This is a genomic window from Bacillus cereus group sp. MYBK101-2 (assembly GCF_051918845.1).
GTDB lineage: Bacteria > Bacillota > Bacilli > Bacillales > Bacillaceae_G > Bacillus_A > Bacillus_A paranthracis.
Genome location: NZ_JBQAIE010000002.1, coordinates 395081 through 411966 on the forward strand (window position 1 = coordinate 395081; position 16886 = coordinate 411966).

Sequence of the window (16886 nt, forward strand, 5' to 3'; positions counted from 1 at the left end):
ATGAAAGCCATCTTATATATATGTCATGGAAGTCGCTTGAAAGCAGCGAAAGAAGAAGCGGTTGCATTTATTACGTCATGTATGAACCGTGTAGAGGCAAGTATTCAAGAAATTTGTTTTTTAGAGTTAGCGAGTCCAACTATTGATGAAGGGTTCCGTACATGTGTGAAGCGTGGTGCTACAGAGATTATCGTTATTCCAGTTTTTTTATTAGCAGCAGGTCATGTGAAAAAAGATATTCCGTTTGAATTGGAAAAGTTAAATAATCAATATCCAAGTATAAAAGTGACCTATGGTAATCCATTTGGCGTATCAGAAACACTTATAAAATCAGTGTATAACGGTAGTGGCATTGAACAGGAAAATAAGAATGAAGTGACGTTACTTCTCGTTGCAAGAGGGAGCAGTGATCCTGAAGTATTACGAGATATAAACTGGATCGCTTCTTTATTTCAAATGGAAGAGAAAATTAAAAAAGTAGAAATTTGTTATTTAGCAGCTGCCGAGCCGAAATTTGAGAAGAAGTTAAAGGAAGTTGTAGAACGAAAAGAAAAGAATATCGTTGTACTGCCTTACTTGTTATTTACAGGTTTGCTTATGAAGCATATTGAAAAAGAAGTACGCCAATATGAGCTAGATGAGATAAAAATAAGTCCATATTTAGGGAAGAATGAAGCGTTTCAGTATATGTTAATTCAGAAAACGAAGAAATTATTGAAGGGAGATCAATATGTATCCACTTACAGTGCGAGTTGAGAAGAAACGTGTTGTTGTCATTGGTGGAGGGAAAGTCGCGGGATTCAAAATTATTCCTTTACTCAAACAAGGTGCAGATATAGTTGTGGTAAGTCCTGAATTGGATGCAAATTTAGTGAAACTTGTAGAAGAAAAGAAAATTCGTTGGTATCAAAGGGAGTATGAAAAAAGTGATATTAAAGACGCCTTTTTAGTTGTTGCAGCGAGTAGTGATGCTGTATTGAATGAACAAATTGCTGAAGATGTCGCAGAGAATCAATTAGTAAATGTTATTACGAATCCGGAAAGTGGTAATGTTCATTTTCCGGCAGCGATTCATCGTGGATTACTGAATGTGGCTGTTTCTACTGGCGGAGCGAGCCCAAAACTTGCAAAAAAAATTCGAGATGATATCGCAAATAAATATGATGAGACGTATGAATCATATCTTGATTTTTTATACGAAGTTAGAATAAAGGTGAAAGAATTACAAATAGAGAAAAGAGAGAGAAATATATTGTTGCAAGAGGTATTGAAGTCGATATATGTTCAAAATGAACAAAAAAGAGAATTGTTTTTACAAGAATTAGAGAGAAGAGTTCATATAGGATAATAAATAAATTGTACTTTACAACTATAAGAATATAATTTATAATCACAAGTAACTTCAATAGATGAAATCGATGAGCAAGAAGAGTATGTATATTTGATACGTTCAGAGAGCTGGGGTAAGGTGTGAGCCCGGTACGATAAAATATACAGAATGGGCTTGCGAGAGGTATGTTGAACATTGTAGTAGGCAACCCGGGTTCCGCCGTTAAAAGGATAGAGTATCGGAGTTTTTCCTGTACTTGAACAAGTGGGATTTATCAATCCAATTGAGGTGGTACCACGGTATTAACATTACATATATCGTCCTCTACATGCATATTTGCGTGTAGGGGACTTTTTTATTTTCTAAAGGAGGTGTGCGAGTATGAAATGAAAGTGTATAATTAACAAAAGTTTAAATATTCAGAAAAGGAGAAATTATGATGAAAGAAACACAGCAATGGACGTCGAAAATAGGCTTTGTACTCGCAGCAGCCGGAGCCGCAGTAGGTCTTGGTGCGATATGGAAATTTCCATATGTTGCAGGTAATGGCGGGGGAGGCGCATTCTTCCTTGTATTTTTACTATTAACTTTATTTATAGGTATGCCGCTTCTTATAGCTGAATTTGTTATTGGACGTAGTACACAAAAAGAGGCAGTTACTGCGTATAAAGTATTAGTGCCAAATAGCAAGTTATATCCTTGGATTGGTCGCATGGGAGTTGTTACTTGTTTTAGTGTACTATCTTTTTATAGTGTTGTAGGTGGATGGATTTTACTTTACTTATACTATAGTGTGACAGGAAGTTTCTGGAATGGAGTGGCTGATTATGGGCAATTATTCGGTGAGACGATTTCAAATCCAGTAAGCGCGATCGGAGCACAATTTATCTTTATGCTTTGTACGATTTTTGTCGTAAGTAAAGGTGTAGAGAAAGGGATAGAAAAGGCAAGTAAGTATATGATGCCGTTATTATTTATTTTATTTATTGCAATTATTGTTCGTGCGTTAACACTGGATGGTGCTTTTGCTGGGGTAGAGTTCTTCTTAAAACCAGATTTTTCAAAGCTGACAGCAGATACGATTTTATATGCGATGGGACAATCTTTCTTCTCTCTAACAGTAGGGGCCTCAGTAATGGTAACGTATAGTTCATATTTAAAGAAAGAAGAACATTTAGCGAAGTCAGCAACATCTATTGTAAGTTTAACTGTTTTTGTTACAGTACTTGCAGGATTAGCGATTTTCCCGGCGATTTTCGCACTAGGTGTTAAGCCGACTGAAGGACCAGGGTTACTATTTATCGTCCTTCCAGCAGTATTTGCGAAAATACCATTTGGACAATTTTTCTTCATTATGTTTTTAGTGCTATTCTTCTTTGCAACGTTAACATCTGCGATTTCCATGCTTGAAATTGTAGTAGCATCTGTTGCGAAGGGGGATGAGAAGAAGCGTCCGTCAGCATCGTTATTAATTGGTATTCTAATTTTTGCAGTTGGAATTCCGTCAGCGTTATCGTTTGGTATTATGAGTGATGTGAAAATATTTGGGAAAACATTCTTTGACTTAGTCGACTTCTCAGTAAGTAACGTATTGCTGCCGTTAGGGGTACTAGCTATTTCGCTATTCGTACCAAATAAAATGAGTAAAGAAATGTTAATGAAAGAATTAGAAGTTACGGAAACGAAAGGGAAAACATTATTTAATATTTGGTTCTTCTTACTTCGTTATGTTATTCCAATAACTGTAATTATTGTATTTTTAAATGTGATAGGTGTATTTAAAATGTTTGCATAATAAAAAGACGGAGAAATCTCCGTCTTTTTATTATGTTGTAGGTGTATTTAGTAAGCGATTATATGCTTTGTAGGCTGTGATGACTGCGAGGAATGATCCGATTAAAAATAAAACTGAGCCACCAAATGTAAATAGCCGGCCAATAAAAGTCTCTCTAGCTTCTTGTATTTCTTGCTGTAATTGTGTATTCATATAATTCACCCCGTAAACTATAGATAGGCATTTAGTTATAGTCTATGTAGAATGCCTATAGTGTGTGAAGTGGAAATAAAAGAACTCGGTATGCACCGAGTTTTTTTATAATCCGATATAAGGAGATGGATCAACTGCGTTTGTCTTGCCGACATTCCATTCTCCCAGATGAAGTTCGAAGTGTAAATGTTGTCCGTATGATTGGCCAGTATTCCCCATAAATCCAAGTTGAGTTCCTTGTTTTACAGTTTGTCCATTTGATACAGAACGGCTACTCATATGAGCATATACTGTTGTATATGTTTTTCCGTTAATACGGTGAGATAAGTACACAACATTTCCGTAACTAGATGATAATTCTGAGCGAATAACAACGCCATCTGCAGCGGCAATAATTGGAACAGTTCCTGAAGCAGCGATATCGATTCCTTTATGGTTATCTATAGAGCGTACGCCAAAACCAGAAGTTTTTGATCCAGCTGCTGGTTTAATAAATCCTCCGATGTTTGTATCGTGTGGTGTTGGGGCCGCTTGAGCTGTTTGAGCAGATGAAGCAGCTTGTTTACGAGCTTCTTCCGCCTTGCGAGCTTCCTCAGCTTTACGAGCTTCTTCTGCGCGTTTTTCTTCTTCAATTGCCTTTTGAACAGCTTGACGCTGGTTTTCTAAAATGCCTTTAGATTCTTCTAATCCTTCAATCTCTGAATCTACTTTTGCTACTTTCGTATGTAGATCGCTAATAAGAGTTTGTTGCTGTTGTTGGTTGTTTTGTAATTCTTGTTGTTTTTGTTCTAATTTTTGCTCGGATTCTTTCAGTTGTTGCTCTTTTTTCTCAACAGCCTCTTTTTCTTTCGTCACAGCATCTTGGTCATTTGTTTGTTTTTTCACAATGTCAGTATCATTATTTAAAATTAAACTGACAGAGTACATATTATCAACAAGATCAGCAATGTTTGCAGAATTTGTTAATACTTCCGTAATGATATTTGTGCGAGGTTTTTCTTGCATAGATTGCAGTCGTTGCTTAATAACTTCCTGACGCGTATCTATGTTTGTTTGTAATTGCTCTATATGTTTCTTTTTTTCAGTAATTACTTGTTGTGTCTTACTAATTTCTTTTTTTGTATCGTTTAATTCAGCTTCGTTTTTATTAATAGAAGTAGTTAAATCGTCGATTTTCTTTTGTAATTCTTGAATTTCTTTTTCTATTTGTTCTTTCTCGGCTGATTTATTTTGTAAGTCATTTTGTTTTCCTTCTAATTCAGATTGAATATTAGATAATTTATCTTGATTCGTTTCAGCGTATGCGGGTGAAAGTAACGGGGAAGCAAAAATCGTTCCTGCTGCTAAAACGCTGAACGCTACAAATTTCTTTTTCATGGTTGTCTGGCTCCTTTCCCTATGAATGTTATATATCATAAGAAGAAGAGTGTCTATCGTTGTAACCATAATGTAAAGAAAATTTTATAAAATTACTAAGTTTTGTCGGAATTTATCATTTTTTTACGGTAATTGTAATGGTGATTCTCTTTCTTAATTTGTGTAACAAAGGTGTGTTCTGGATTACATTTTGTTAAATAAAGGAATGAATAGGTCTATTTGATGTAGTGAAATTTAATTTGGAAACTCAATAAAATACTAGTAAGGAATCGTTCTCATGTTAGGTTTTCTGACATGGGTTTTGTTTTTGTCAAGAAAATTATTTGCGTTCGGGCAAAGTTATTTTGTTGTCAGATTTTAAATTTTGATTTATGATTTTTAACAGGGACAAAATGTAGTGAATTGTCGAATAATATGTAATACTCTTAATTTCAAGTTTTATAGATATAGAATGAGAGGTAGAGTGACACATCGAAGAGGGGGTTACAACAAATATGAAAAGAATAGGACTTGCATGGCAAATATTAATAGGACTTGTGCTTGGTATTGCGGTTGGTGCGATTTTCTTTGACAATCCAGCTGTTGTGAAGTACTTACAACCAATTGGTGATATTTTCATCCGACTAATTAAAATGATTGTAGTACCGATTGTTGTAGCAAGTATTGTTGTTGGGGTTGCTGGTGTTGGCGATGTTAAAAAATTAGGTCGACTAGGCGGAAAAACAATTATTTACTTTGAAATTATTACAACAATTGCAATTATTGTCGGTCTATTAATTGCGAATATTTTCCAACCAGGAAAAGGCGTAAATATGGAGCAGTTAACAAAGACAGATATTTCGAAATATACACATACGACAGAGCAAGTACAAAGTCATTCGTTTGCAGATACATTTGTAAATATTGTTCCAACAAACATTGTAAAGTCATTAGCTGACGGAGATATGCTTGCTATTATCTTCTTCTCTGTATTATTTGGTTTAGGTGTAGCAGCAATTGGTGAAAGAGGAAGACCGGTTCTTCAATTTTTCCAAGGTGTAGCTGATGCGATGTTTTACGTAACAAATCAAGTTATGAAATTTGCACCATTTGGTGTGTTTGCACTAATTGGAGTTACAGTTTCTACATTTGGTCTTGCTTCGTTAATTCCATTAGGGAAATTATTAATTGTAGTATACGGGGCAATGATTTTCTTCGTTGTAGTTGTCTTAGGACTTACAGCGAAAATATTTGGAATTAACATTTTCCAATTCTTTAAGATTTTAAAAGACGAGCTGATCTTAGCATATTCTACAGCGAGTTCAGAAACAGTTTTACCGAAAATCATGGAGAAGATGGAGAAGTTCGGTTGTCCGAAAGCAATTACATCTTTCGTTATTCCGACAGGTTATTCATTTAACTTAGATGGATCAACTTTATATCAAGCAATTGCGGCTATTTTCTTAGCGCAAATGTACGGTATTGATTTATCCATTACACAACAAATTACATTATTGCTTGTATTAATGGTTACATCAAAAGGTATCGCAGGTGTACCAGGCGTATCGTTCGTTGTATTATTAGCGACACTTGGTACAGTAGGTATTCCACCTGAAGGTTTAGCGTTTATTGCAGGTATTGACCGTATTCTAGATATGGCTCGTACAGCAGTTAACGTTGTAGGTAACTCTTTAGCAGCTGTAGTTATGTCTAAATGGGAAGGTCAATATGACGCTGAAAAAGGACAAGCCTACTTGAAAGAAATTTCTAATAAGCAAGCAGCTTAATTATAATTTGAACAAGCTCTCACATAATATGTGGGGGCTTTTCTATATAGAAGGGGAGCAGACGTAATGAAACGTAAATATGGTGACGGTTCTTCGTGGAAGCGACTACTAGAGAAGGATTATACGGTTAAGCGAATAGAAGAAGGAATGCTAGGAATACTAGAAATAAAAAAGGTGAGAGAACCTAGTTGTAAAGAATATGACGGTAAAGAGCTATGTATTGCTGGCAATCAGTATACGTGGATTCAATATTTCATAGACGAGAAAAACTTTGCGATTACCGCTATGTTAGATGATCAAAAGGAATTAGTGCAATATTATATCGATGTGGCGAAAGACTATGAAATAGACGAGCGTGGTTTACCGTATTTTGATGATTTATATTTAGATGTAGTATTATTACCGAATGGTAAAATGTATGTATTGGATGAAGATGAGTTAGAGGATGCTTATAAAAGTGGCGATGTTACAAAAGAAGAGTATGAGTTAGCTTGGTACACTACAAAGTGGATTATAGCTGCAATAAAAAATAATGAATTTTATTGGATTTCAATATTGGAAGAAGAAATCAAAAAGTTAAAATGATTATTGTATTCAAATTTTTGTATAATTACCAAAAAAATCTATACAAAAAATAATTGACTTTTGTTTTGTAAGCGAGTAAAGTTAGGGAAGAAATTATTATTAAAAAATAAATATGAAACCTTCTTATAAAGAGAGGCGGAGGGACTGGCCCTACGATGCCTCGGCAGCGGACTCGATTTCAGAGTGCTGTGCCAAATCCAGCAAGCATGTGCTTGAAAGATGAGAAGAGCGTTTCTTATAGATGTATAAGACCTCTTCTCGTTGGAAGAGGTCTTTTGTTATTCATTAGAAAAAGGTTGAAACTAGGGAGAGATGGTACTTTGAAAGAAACGAGAGGAAATGGTTTGGCATTATTACCACTTGGGATATTTTTGGCGCTATTTATTGGTTCTGGAATTATTACAGGTGATTTCTATAAATTGCCGATACTTGTAGCAATTTCAATTGCTGTAGGAGTCGCTTTAGCAATGAATCGTAAAGAAAGTTTTCATGTAAAAGTGGAACGATTTGCTAAAGGTGCAGGGAACCCAGACATTATGATTATGGTTCTAATTTTTGTACTGGCAGGGGCATTTTCTGAAACAGCAAAAGGGATGGGTGGCGTTGATTCTACAGTTAACTTAGCGTTATCAATTTTACCACAAGGATTTATCGTAGCTGGCATTTTCGTTATAGGAGCATTTATTTCATTAGCGATGGGAACTTCAATGGGAACAATTGCTGCATTAGCACCAATTGCTGTAGGTATTAGTGGGCAAACTGATATCTCAATTGCACTTACGATGGCTACTGTTGTTGGCGGAGCGATGTTTGGTGATAATTTATCATTTATTTCAGATACAACAATCGCAGCTGTACGTTCACAAGGAACAGAAATGAAAGATAAGTTTAAAACGAACTTTTTAATTGTATTACCAGCAGCTATTATTACAATTGTACTATTAGTAATCATTACTTTAGGAAGTGATACGCAGATTAAAACGCATAGCTTTGACTGGATAAAGATTTTACCGTATGCAGGAGTACTTATTACAGCGCTACTTGGTTGGAATGTACTTATCGTTTTAACTGGTGGAACTGTACTATCTGGGGTTATCGGTCTTTTAGATGGAAGTTATACGTTAGAGAGTTTCTTTAAAAGTGTAACGACTGGAATGGGCGGTATGATGGAGTTAGTATTACTTGCTATTTTAATTGGCGGTATGGTCGAATTGATTCAATATAATGGTGGCATTCAATATTTAATGAATATTTTAACGCGTAACATTCGTTCAAAAAAAGGAGCAGAGTTCGGTATAGCTGGTTTAGTAGGTATGACGAATATGTGTACAGCGAATAATACGATTTCTATTATCTTTACAGGTCCGCTTGCGAAAAACATTGCAGATCAATATGAAATTGATCCTCGTAAATCAGCGAGTGTATTAGATCTTTTCTCGTGCTGTGTGCAAGGTTTAATTCCGTATGGTGCGCAAATGTTAACAGCAGCAGGATTTGCGGCGTTATCTCCAATTGAACTGTTACCATATGCGTTTTATCCAATCTTAGTTGGAGTATGTGGAATCATTTCTATATTAATTGGTTTCCCGAGGTTTTCTAAAGTAGCGGAAAAGAAAGAGTATGATAAAACAGCATAATGAAAATGAAGTGTATGAAAAGTAACGAAAGCCGTACAGAGAATGTTCTCTGTACGGCTTTTTATGTGCGGGAAAAGAGTGGATGATCCCATGCTACCGTATGTTTTTACAAAAGGCTGAATGCAACTCGGTCTTAAGTCTGAGTTAAAAACGGTTCTTAAGCTCGTTATGGAAAAAAGAAAAAATAGTTAAGATAAGAGTATCAAATCGAAGGGAGGCAAGCACAAGATGAAACAATTTCTAGCGTTTATCGCGGCTGGTATTTTAGCTTTAATTGCTCTTGGTAGTCTTGCTGGTATTGTAGGATTCGCAATCGGAGCAGGAGTTGTGTACTGGAGCTATAAATCATTTGTGCGAGCACAATCATTTTTTGGAAAGTTAGCTTGGGGTATTGTTGGTTTGATCGGTTTGTCCATCGCCCTTTCTCATTCCCCAGCATTAATCGGTATTGCAGCATTAGTAGTTTTATACTACGGATACCGTGAGTGGAAAAAAGAAAAAGATGTAGTTGTTGATTCTGCTCCAGAAAGTTCTAAACCATATAGCAACTTTGAAGATGAGTGGAACAAGTTAATGAAAAACTAATATAAAATCAATCAAATTAAATTTATAAAGTAGAAGAGAGGAAGATTATAATGAAACAATCTTTATTCGGACGTGTACGCGATGCAATTTTAGCAGATTTTCATAATGTGTTAGATGAGAAAGAAAGAAAAAATCCAATTGCTATGTTAAACCAATATTTACGTGATAGTGAGCGTGAAATAACAAAAATTGAGAAGTTAATTCAGCGTCATAAAACATTAAAATCTAACTTTGCTCGTGAGCTTGAGCAAGCACGTTATTTCGTGAATAAAAGATCTAAGCAAGCGATCATCGCTCAAGAAGCAGGCGAATTACAACTACATGAGCGTGCATTAGAAGAAGTAGCTTATTATGAAGGGCAAGTAACTCGATTAGAAGAAATGTATGCAGGTGTTGTAGAACAAATTGATGAGCTAGAGCGTCGTCTTTCTGAAATGAAAAATAAATTAAAAGAAATGCACGCAAAACGTATGGAATTAATGGCACGTGAAAATATGGCACATGCAAATCGTCGTATGAATACTGCGATGCATAAAATGGATGAAAATAATCCATTCTTACGCTTTGAAGAAATTGAAGATCATATTCGCGACTTAGAAACTCGTATGAACGAGGAGCATGAACGTGATACATTTGATATGAAGATTGCAAAGCTTGAGCGTGAAATGAAAGAAAAGAATGATGTATCGTTAACGAAAGAGTTAACAAAATAATAGTAGTATATTATAAAACAGGCTTATGATATAGTGATAGGAGAAAAGGTGTTGGAAAGCAATGCCTTTTCTTCTATGTATATGTGACAAGAAGGGGGGAGCTGAAATGAAGAAACATTTTTCAAAGACACAATTAATGGGGATGCTCCTCATCATATTTGGATTCGGTCTTTTTCTTGATATGATACTTGGACATTTTGAACCAGGTGGTCTCATTTTTGCATTTATTATGCTTATGTTTGGAAGGCATTATCGTAAAAAGAATCGTTATGTACGGGGAAATGTATTTTTATTTGTCGGTGGTATCGTATTTTTATTCTTCTTATTTTCATCAGCAGCATTTGTTCTTGTCGTATTTGCTTGTTTAGCTTTAATTGGTTATCAATTGATTCAACAAGGGCATCAGCAAAAAGCAATGAAGGTTGAAATTAAAGAAGAAGGGATTATAGACGAAGAGAAGCAAATATATCGTACAGAACCATATTTAAAAAATATGTTTGTAGGCAATGTACGAATGATGGATCATATTTATGAACTTGAGGATATTAATGTTCAATATGGTGCTTGTGATGTGGAAATAGATTTAACAACTGCTATGATTCCAGAAGGAGAAACGGTAATTGTTATTCGGGGTGTCGTTGGTAATATTCGTTTATATGTGCCATATGATATTGAACTGTCTTTAAATCATTCTGTTATTGTCGGGCGTGTGCTCTTGCCAGGTCATGAGGAGACAGGGTTTAACCGCAATGTTACATTTAGAACAGAGCAGTATAAAGAGGCTCCTCGTCGTATTAAAATTATTTCTTCGCTTGTCGTAGGCGATACGGAAGTGAGGAAAGTATAATGAAGAAACAAAAAAATATTTCGTGGATGTATATTCGTTATTCTATGTTGTCCTCAGTTAGTATCGCACTCATTTGTACAATTGTATATGTATGGAAAAGCGAGCAACAAGTATATGATTTATTATGGAAGGAATCCATCGCTTCTGTTCCAATTGGCTTGTTTATTATGACTACAAGCTTACTTATCGGGGGAATTGTAGGATATGCAATCGGTTACTATATAGAGCAGCGTATACAAGGATTAAATACGTTTCTATTTGAAGTAGAGCGAGGGAATTTTCCGAGTGATGTTTCGTTTACCGCAGATGATGAATTTCATGAAGTGGAACGAAAAGTGATCGGTCTGGCTCGTCGATTAGAGGAGCAAGCTGGACTCTTTCAAAAGGTAACGAATGAACGAGCTCATTGGAATGAAGAGATGAGACAAGAAGCGATTTCCCAAGAAAGGCATCGATTGGCGAGGGAGCTGCATGATTCTGTAAGTCAGCAGCTTTTTGCAATGTCGATGATGATGTCGGCTATTAATGAACAAGTAGCTGCATTTCCAGAAACGACGAAAAAGCAGTTACAGCTTGTTGAAAATATGGTTGTAAATGCACAGTCAGAAATGAGAGCATTGCTTCTTCATTTACGCCCAGTACAGTTAGAAGGTAAGAAATTAACAGAAGGTATAGAAGAATTATTAACAGAACTATCTAGAAAGCAACATATGAAAATTGAATGGTTAATTGAACCGATTCAATTAAAAAAAGGTGTAGAAGATCACTTATTCCGCATTGTGCAAGAGGCGCTATCTAACACTTTACGTCATGCGAAGGCAAAGAAAACAGAAGTGCGTCTTCGAAAAATTGATCAATATGCAATATTGAAAATTATTGATGATGGTGTAGGTTTTAAAGTAGGAGTGAATAAGGCTGGTTCTTACGGATTGAGGTCAATACAAGAGCGTGTTCATGAAATTGGTGGGACATTAAAGGTACTTAGTTTTCCAAATAAAGGTACACAAATAGAAGTAAAAGTACCGATTATGATTGAGAGAGGGGGAGAATCATGATTAAAGTATTACTAGTGGATGATCATGAAATGGTTCGAATGGGTGTATCAGCATATTTATCAACGCAGCCAGATATTGAAGTAGTTGGAGAAGCTGAAAATGGAAGAAAAGGTTCAGAGTTAGCTTTGCAATTAAGGCCGGATATTATTTTGATGGACCTTGTCATGGATGAGATGGATGGTGTTGAAGCAACACGTGCTATTATTCAAGAATGGCCAGAAGCAAAAATTGTAGTTGTAACGAGCTTTTTAGATGATGAGAAATTGTATCCTGTTATTGAGGCCGGAGCGACAAGTTATTTATTAAAAACATCAAGAGCGAGTGATATAGCAGACGCTGTACGAGCTACTTATGATGGAGAAACGGTATTAGAGCCGAAAGTTACTGGTAAAATGATGTCTCGTATGCGTCAGAAGAAAGAACAACCTTTGCATGAGGAGTTAACAGAAAGAGAGTCTGAAATTTTGTTATTAATTGCAGAGGGGAAAAGTAATCAAGAGATTGCAGACGAGTTGTTTATTGCCCTCAAAACAGTAAAGACACATGTGAGCAATATATTAAATAAGCTAAATGTAAGTGACCGGACACAAGCGGTTATTTATGCGTTTCGACATCAATTGACGAAATGATAAAGTGAAATTTTAACCAGTGGGGTGGTCCCCACTGGTTATTAGTTTGTACAAAATCTTTTTATTGACGCCAATAAATGTAAGCGTTATCATTTAGTTGTTAACAGTACATACAAAGGGGAGAATGTATATGCTAGTTCAAACTATATTCGGCATGGGTAAGTCTAAAAAACTAGGGGATTATGTGAACGCATTACAAGCGCTTTGTGAAGAATATAATGTTGAAACAGATAAAATTGCAATTGTTGAGGCGACAGAAGAGTACTATTTATTTTTAGTAAAGCAAGAAGAGTGCTACGATGTTGTCAAAGTAGAAACAGTGGATACAAATATTGATTATTATACGAAAGCGTATAAAATAAGTAGTTTTAATCATAGCGCTTATCAAAAGTAAAAAAACTCCCTTTTGGGAGTTTTTTAGGATGCTTTTACTTCATGAGATTCGGTTAGTAAGGGAACTTTTTTCGCGCCACTTAGCTTAGCGATTGCAAGGCCAATAAGAGCTCCGGCTAATGCAGGTACTAGCCAACCTATTCCTTCATTATATAAAGGGATAAATTCAAAATATGATGTGATAAATGAAACTGAAATACCACCTTGTTTTAATCCATCAAATACGCTTACAATTGCAGCTCCAATTAAAGCACCTACATAAACAGAGCGATATCCACCAAAATATTTATGAAGTAACGATAGTAGAACAAGTACAATCGCAACTGGATATACAACAAGTAGAATTGGAACAGAGATGGAAATGATTTTTGTTAAACCTAAGTTGGCAACTAATAATCCCAATACACAAATGATACTTGCAAACGTTTTGTATGAAAATTTAGTCAATAATGTCGAGAAATATTGACTACATGCAGATACAAGTCCAACACATGTTGTTAAGCAAGCGAGTGTAACGATAAGAGATAATAAAAGTAGACCATATGGACCGAATAATTGTTGTACGATCACAGTAAGTAATTGTCCACCATTCTTTGCATATCCGAGCGAGACGCTAGTTGCACCGAGCCAGCCAAGCGCACCATATACAAGTACGAGGCCAGTAGCAGCAATAAGTCCAGCTTTGGCTGTTGCGATGGCAATGGATTTACGATCCTTTACACCTTTAGAGCGAATGGTATTTACAACGATAATTCCAAATGCAAGTGCTGAAATGGTATCCATCGTTAAGTATCCTTCCATAAAGCCTTTGAAAATCGGAGAAGTTTGATACTCTTGCATTGCAGGTCCTGATTGTCCAAGTGGTGTAAAGACACTTTTAACAAACAATAAGAAAATAGAGAGTAATAAAATAGGTGTTAATATATTTCCAATACGATCTACAAGTTTAGATGGATTCAAACTCAGCCAATATACGATAGCAAAGAAGATGATTGTATATACAAAAAGTACGAGGTTGCTAGAGCGAATCGTTTCTGGTAAGAAAGAACTAGCGCCCATTTCATAAGCAACATTTGCCACGCGTGGAATACCCATAGAAGGACCAATGGCGATGTATACAACTACCGTAAAGAATATTCCGAATAATGGGTGAACATGACTTGCAAGTTGCTGCATACCATTTCCTGATAAAGAAATTGCGATAACTGTTAGTAGTGGTAAACCGACTCCTGTTAGTAAAAATCCAATCATTGCCGGCCAAAAGTTTTCGCCTGCATTTTGTCCAAGCATGGGAGGGAAAATTAAATTACCTGCCCCAAAAAATAAAGAAAATAGCATAAGACCCGTGAAAAAAATATGTTTTTTTGATACAGTGTTCATTGTTTTTCCTCCTTTTTTAAAATTCATTTGTAAGAACACAAAAAACTCGTCCCTAAAGAAAGGGACGAGTTATATTTACCCGCGATACCACCCTAATTTATACATGTAGAAATAATTCTATATGTATACGGCTTTGCAACGTACAACATGATACGTGTTCCTTGTAACGGGGGACAGCCGGTAAGAACTTACTATAACATTCAGTTCTACTTCTCGGAGATGATTTTCGGCTACGCACTGAACGTTGGCTTTCAGCAAATCGCCAACTCTCTGGGGAACAGTTCTATAACGTACTCGTTCTCGTCAATGAATTTTTATTCAAGTATTCTGACAGTATTGTTACATGTTTTTTTTTGAAAGTCAATATTTTTTTGGAAGATATATTTATATCCAGAAATATTGAATGTGATATTTGTTGTAGTAAAAGGAATGGTGAATTGTAAAAAGGGAGTGAAATTTTGTAGAGAATTGTAAAGTTTGTGGAGAAAGTTGATATTTATAGGAGTAAAGAAGGTATTATTTGAATTTACAGAGAATAATACAACAATCCACTTGCTGGAAAGAACAAACCAAAAGAGGTGACTGAAATGCTTGCGATGGGAGTATTATTTGGCATTATTGCTATAATTGGTTTTATGTGGTTATATTATTCGCGTTCGTTTAAACAAGCAGAAGTTTTACTCTTTCAAAAAGGTAGTTTGTTGACAAATCAGTCTAGATATTTAGTATGTCCGAAGTGTGGAAGTGCACAGGCCAGAAGTGGAGGGTATCAAGAGTGTTGCAAAATTAGATTATGAAAGAAGGAAGCCTCACATTATTTTGTGAGGCTTCCTTCCTTACAATTTCATGGCACTCCAAATTGTCCATCGATCTCTTTCGATAATAGGAGATACGTTTTGTAAGGCAGTCTGTACTTGGTGTAAAAGTTGAGAAAGTTCATAGTCTGTTAATTCGTATAGAATGGATCGACCTGTTCGAGGTGATAAATCTTGTAGCAATGCCTCTACGGAATCATGTATTTTTCGTACTTCCCATTGTGTTTGAGCGGGGAATACGTGAAGAAAATATTTTTGTAATTCTTGCTGTATCGTGGTGGTTTTTGGACGTCTTTTTGATTCTATTTCAATGAGTTTTGGGAAGGTAGAGAAAAAATATCCACGGATGTGTTCGGGACTTCCAGGGATCGTACAATCTTCAATAGTTCGGTCTTGTACAATAAGTACACCGTTTTTCTTTAATATACGAGAAGCTTCACGTAGAAATGTAGGAACGTCTTGTAAATGATGAATAACTGCACGCGAAATAACAATGTCGAATGTATCATTAGGATAGGGGACGCTATGTGCATCACCGTGAATGAATGAAATATTTGAAAATCCGCTACAATTTTCTTTTGCAGCCTGTAATATTTCTTTTGAAAAATCAAGTCCAACAACACTTTCTGCTCCCATAAGAGCAAGTTCTTTCGTATAAATCCCGCCACCACAGCCGATATCAATTATTCGTTTATTTTGTATGTCTGTAATATTTTTTATCATTTCTCTCCAAGAAATATGGGCGTTTCGCTGTGCATATGTGTATTTATTATTTGCATCGTGAAAATTAATGGACATGAAAAAGACCTCCTTTCAATGCTTAGTATAGCGTATTTTATAGTGTGTCACGTTTTTGTTTTTTGTATGAAGATTATAAGAGTTTCTTATTGTAAAAGGAGGATTAAGTTGAAAAGGAAATATGTATTGCTGTTATTTGTTATGTTACTAGCATCTTGTAGTCAAGTTGAGCAAAAAAAAGAAACAAAAAAAGTGGAAGAGACGGTGAATGAAGTGAAAGAAACAATAGAGGTAACCGTTATACAAAAAAAACATAAAGAGAAAAAGTTACAGGAATCAGAAGCTAAGGTAGTAATAGACATTATAGATAAAGCTGAGAAACAAGAAATAACAGGTAGCTTTGGTGAACCTGAATATGAAATACAAATTAGTAGAGATGGGAAGAAAGAAACGTATTATGCATGGCTAAGAGGAGAAGACAGACGAGGATGGGTACAACATAAGAAAGCTATGTATATGCTGAATAAAAAAGATACAGAAAAGCTTTTGGCTATATTTCCAAATGTTTCAGAACAAAAAGAAGATGAGAAGCAGGTAGGTCCTTTAACGGAAGTAACAAAAAAAGATTTGCAGATTACCGCGTTTCATATTAAAGCAAGTGATCAAAAAGTGAATTATACGGTACGGTATACGATTTCACAATCACTATACAACAAGTTAGAGAAGGAACGAGAGTATTATTTGCAAGTCATTTATCCGGAAAAAGTTCAAAAATTAATTGGAGCAAAAGAGAGTGAAGAAATTTTAGGTGAAAAGGTAAAGGAAGGATATAAACAGTATGAATTACATGCTACTGTGCAGGTAAAAGGTGCTTCAGAATCACAATTAAAGGCATTAGAAACATATTATGAAAATTATGATTTGAAAATATTAAATAGTAAACAAGAAAAAATAGGTGTTTTTCAAAATATTATTCAAATTGTTAAAGAGTATGGTGAAAAAATGAATTTACAAAGGTAAAGTGAATCTTTATTTAGTCCTTACAGATT

Annotated in this window: 18 protein-coding genes, 1 riboswitch and 2 other annotated features; of the genes, 14 read left to right on the forward strand and 4 right to left on the reverse strand. The window is 35.4% G+C overall.

Translation table 11 applies throughout. The features are described 5' to 3' along the window. The 3 genes from ACTFSI_RS07365 to ACTFSI_RS07375 all read left to right on the forward strand — a co-directional run bounded on the left by ACTFSI_RS07365 (position 1) and on the right by ACTFSI_RS07375 (position 3125). Positions 1–756 (forward strand): sirohydrochlorin chelatase, encoded by a 756-nt coding sequence (locus ACTFSI_RS07365; RefSeq protein ID WP_440045307.1) that lies wholly within the window; start codon positions 1–3, stop codon positions 754–756. Then, positions 731–1348, forward strand: coding sequence for an NAD(P)-binding protein (locus tag ACTFSI_RS07370; protein WP_000283344.1), 618 nt, complete (start codon positions 731–733; stop codon positions 1346–1348). Before ACTFSI_RS07365 ends, ACTFSI_RS07370 begins: the two co-directional genes overlap by 26 nt. 61 nt (positions 1349–1409) lie before the next feature. After that, positions 1410–1658, forward strand: a binding site (T-box leader). Between the two features lie 111 nt (positions 1659–1769). Continuing rightward, complete coding sequence (locus tag ACTFSI_RS07375; protein WP_440045308.1) at positions 1770–3125, forward strand: sodium-dependent transporter; 1356 nt, start codon at positions 1770–1772, stop codon at positions 3123–3125. Between the two features lie 30 nt (positions 3126–3155). On the opposite strand, the gene ACTFSI_RS07380 is transcribed toward ACTFSI_RS07375, so the two are convergent. Beyond that, positions 3156–3317: a hypothetical protein gene (locus ACTFSI_RS07380; RefSeq protein ID WP_001095995.1), complete on the reverse strand. Its 162-nt coding sequence runs from the start codon at positions 3315–3317 to the stop codon at positions 3156–3158. A gap of 105 nt (positions 3318–3422) precedes the next feature. Further along, on the reverse strand, positions 3423–4694 hold the full coding sequence (locus ACTFSI_RS07385) for a murein hydrolase activator EnvC family protein (protein WP_000726430.1): 1272 nt from the start codon (positions 4692–4694) through the stop codon (positions 3423–3425). A 494-nt stretch (positions 4695–5188) separates the two neighbouring features. Between ACTFSI_RS07385 and gltP the strand changes: the two genes are divergently transcribed. The 9 genes from gltP (at position 5189) to ACTFSI_RS07430 (ending at position 12905) form a co-directional block, all read left to right on the forward strand. Next, on the forward strand, positions 5189–6460 hold the full coding sequence (gene gltP / locus ACTFSI_RS07390; protein WP_000821148.1) for a glutamate/aspartate:proton symporter GltP: 1272 nt from the start codon (positions 5189–5191) through the stop codon (positions 6458–6460). Positions 6461–6526: 66 nt separating this feature from the next. Then, positions 6527–7045, forward strand: coding sequence for a DUF402 domain-containing protein (locus ACTFSI_RS07395; protein ID WP_000824678.1), 519 nt, complete (start codon positions 6527–6529; stop codon positions 7043–7045). Between the two features lie 120 nt (positions 7046–7165). Then, positions 7166–7271: riboswitch (SAM riboswitch) on the forward strand. Between the two features lie 94 nt (positions 7272–7365). Beyond that, a complete protein-coding gene (locus ACTFSI_RS07400; RefSeq protein ID WP_197225688.1) occupies positions 7366–8682 on the forward strand; it encodes a Na+/H+ antiporter NhaC family protein in 1317 nt (438 codons plus the stop codon). 228 nt (positions 8683–8910) lie between these two features. Beyond that, on the forward strand, positions 8911–9267 hold the full coding sequence (locus tag ACTFSI_RS07405; protein WP_000808648.1) for a lmo0954 family membrane protein: 357 nt from the start codon (positions 8911–8913) through the stop codon (positions 9265–9267). 50 nt (positions 9268–9317) lie between these two features. Next, positions 9318–9980: a PspA/IM30 family protein gene (locus ACTFSI_RS07410; protein ID WP_000814138.1), complete on the forward strand. Its 663-nt coding sequence runs from the start codon at positions 9318–9320 to the stop codon at positions 9978–9980. 106 nt (positions 9981–10086) lie between these two features. Then, the gene (gene liaF, locus ACTFSI_RS07415) at positions 10087–10827 is read left to right on the forward strand and encodes a cell wall-active antibiotics response protein LiaF (RefSeq protein WP_000716091.1); all 741 of its coding nucleotides are present in this window, start codon (positions 10087–10089) and stop codon (positions 10825–10827) included. Further along, positions 10827–11882 carry a sensor histidine kinase gene (locus tag ACTFSI_RS07420; RefSeq protein ID WP_000744319.1) on the forward strand — a complete coding sequence of 352 codons (1056 nt, stop codon included), beginning with the start codon at positions 10827–10829 and terminating at the stop codon, positions 11880–11882. The genes liaF and ACTFSI_RS07420 overlap by 1 nt, the downstream gene beginning before the upstream one ends. Then, positions 11879–12511 (forward strand): response regulator, encoded by a 633-nt coding sequence (locus tag ACTFSI_RS07425; RefSeq protein WP_000598709.1) that lies wholly within the window; start codon positions 11879–11881, stop codon positions 12509–12511. The genes ACTFSI_RS07420 and ACTFSI_RS07425 overlap by 4 nt, the downstream gene beginning before the upstream one ends. 124 nt (positions 12512–12635) lie before the next feature. Then, positions 12636–12905 carry a DUF3992 domain-containing protein gene (locus tag ACTFSI_RS07430; protein ID WP_308667987.1) on the forward strand — a complete coding sequence of 90 codons (270 nt, stop codon included), beginning with the start codon at positions 12636–12638 and terminating at the stop codon, positions 12903–12905. Positions 12906–12928: 23 nt separating this feature from the next. On the opposite strand, the gene brnQ3 is transcribed toward ACTFSI_RS07430, so the two are convergent. After that, positions 12929–14284, reverse strand: coding sequence for a branched-chain amino acid transport system II carrier protein BrnQ3 (gene brnQ3, locus ACTFSI_RS07435; protein WP_001099145.1), 1356 nt, complete (start codon positions 14282–14284; stop codon positions 12929–12931). Positions 14285–14341: 57 nt separating this feature from the next. Further along, positions 14342–14600 (reverse strand) — a binding site (T-box leader). 271 nt (positions 14601–14871) lie between these two features. Between brnQ3 and ACTFSI_RS07440 the strand changes: the two genes are divergently transcribed. Then, positions 14872–15081 (forward strand): hypothetical protein, encoded by a 210-nt coding sequence (locus ACTFSI_RS07440; RefSeq protein ID WP_000880630.1) that lies wholly within the window; start codon positions 14872–14874, stop codon positions 15079–15081. Positions 15082–15120: 39 nt separating this feature from the next. On the opposite strand, the gene ACTFSI_RS07445 is transcribed toward ACTFSI_RS07440, so the two are convergent. Continuing rightward, positions 15121–15897, reverse strand: coding sequence for a class I SAM-dependent methyltransferase (locus ACTFSI_RS07445; RefSeq protein WP_044793705.1), 777 nt, complete (start codon positions 15895–15897; stop codon positions 15121–15123). Between the two features lie 108 nt (positions 15898–16005). Here ACTFSI_RS07445 and ACTFSI_RS07450 point away from each other — a divergent pair, with 108 nt between their 5' ends. Next, positions 16006–16857 (forward strand): hypothetical protein, encoded by an 852-nt coding sequence (locus ACTFSI_RS07450; RefSeq protein WP_197225687.1) that lies wholly within the window; start codon positions 16006–16008, stop codon positions 16855–16857. The last annotated feature ends 29 nt before the right edge of the window (positions 16858–16886 follow it).

Excerpts from the sequence above, each read along its gene's own strand:
- gltP (WP_000821148.1), top strand. The coding sequence starts at position 5,189 with ATGAAAAGAATAGGACTTGCATGGCAAATATTAATAGGACTTGTGCTT.
- ACTFSI_RS07445 (WP_044793705.1), bottom strand. The coding sequence starts at position 15,897 with ATGTCCATTAATTTTCACGATGCAAATAATAAATACACATATGCACAG.
- ACTFSI_RS07385 (WP_000726430.1), bottom strand. The coding sequence starts at position 4,694 with ATGAAAAAGAAATTTGTAGCGTTCAGCGTTTTAGCAGCAGGAACGATT.
- ACTFSI_RS07410 (WP_000814138.1), top strand. The coding sequence starts at position 9,318 with ATGAAACAATCTTTATTCGGACGTGTACGCGATGCAATTTTAGCAGAT.
- ACTFSI_RS07380 (WP_001095995.1), bottom strand. The coding sequence starts at position 3,317 with ATGAATACACAATTACAGCAAGAAATACAAGAAGCTAGAGAGACTTTT.
- ACTFSI_RS07395 (WP_000824678.1), top strand. The coding sequence starts at position 6,527 with ATGAAACGTAAATATGGTGACGGTTCTTCGTGGAAGCGACTACTAGAG.
- ACTFSI_RS07365 (WP_440045307.1), top strand. The coding sequence starts at position 1 with ATGAAAGCCATCTTATATATATGTCATGGAAGTCGCTTGAAAGCAGCG.
- ACTFSI_RS07375 (WP_440045308.1), top strand. The coding sequence starts at position 1,770 with ATGAAAGAAACACAGCAATGGACGTCGAAAATAGGCTTTGTACTCGCA.
- ACTFSI_RS07430 (WP_308667987.1), top strand. The coding sequence starts at position 12,636 with ATGTATATGCTAGTTCAAACTATATTCGGCATGGGTAAGTCTAAAAAA.
- ACTFSI_RS07425 (WP_000598709.1), top strand. The coding sequence starts at position 11,879 with ATGATTAAAGTATTACTAGTGGATGATCATGAAATGGTTCGAATGGGT.
- ACTFSI_RS07405 (WP_000808648.1), top strand. The coding sequence starts at position 8,911 with ATGAAACAATTTCTAGCGTTTATCGCGGCTGGTATTTTAGCTTTAATT.
- ACTFSI_RS07420 (WP_000744319.1), top strand. The coding sequence starts at position 10,827 with ATGAAGAAACAAAAAAATATTTCGTGGATGTATATTCGTTATTCTATG.
- ACTFSI_RS07370 (WP_000283344.1), top strand. The coding sequence starts at position 731 with ATGTATCCACTTACAGTGCGAGTTGAGAAGAAACGTGTTGTTGTCATT.
- brnQ3 (WP_001099145.1), bottom strand. The coding sequence starts at position 14,284 with ATGAACACTGTATCAAAAAAACATATTTTTTTCACGGGTCTTATGCTA.
- ACTFSI_RS07440 (WP_000880630.1), top strand. The coding sequence starts at position 14,872 with ATGCTTGCGATGGGAGTATTATTTGGCATTATTGCTATAATTGGTTTT.
- liaF (WP_000716091.1), top strand. The coding sequence starts at position 10,087 with ATGAAGAAACATTTTTCAAAGACACAATTAATGGGGATGCTCCTCATC.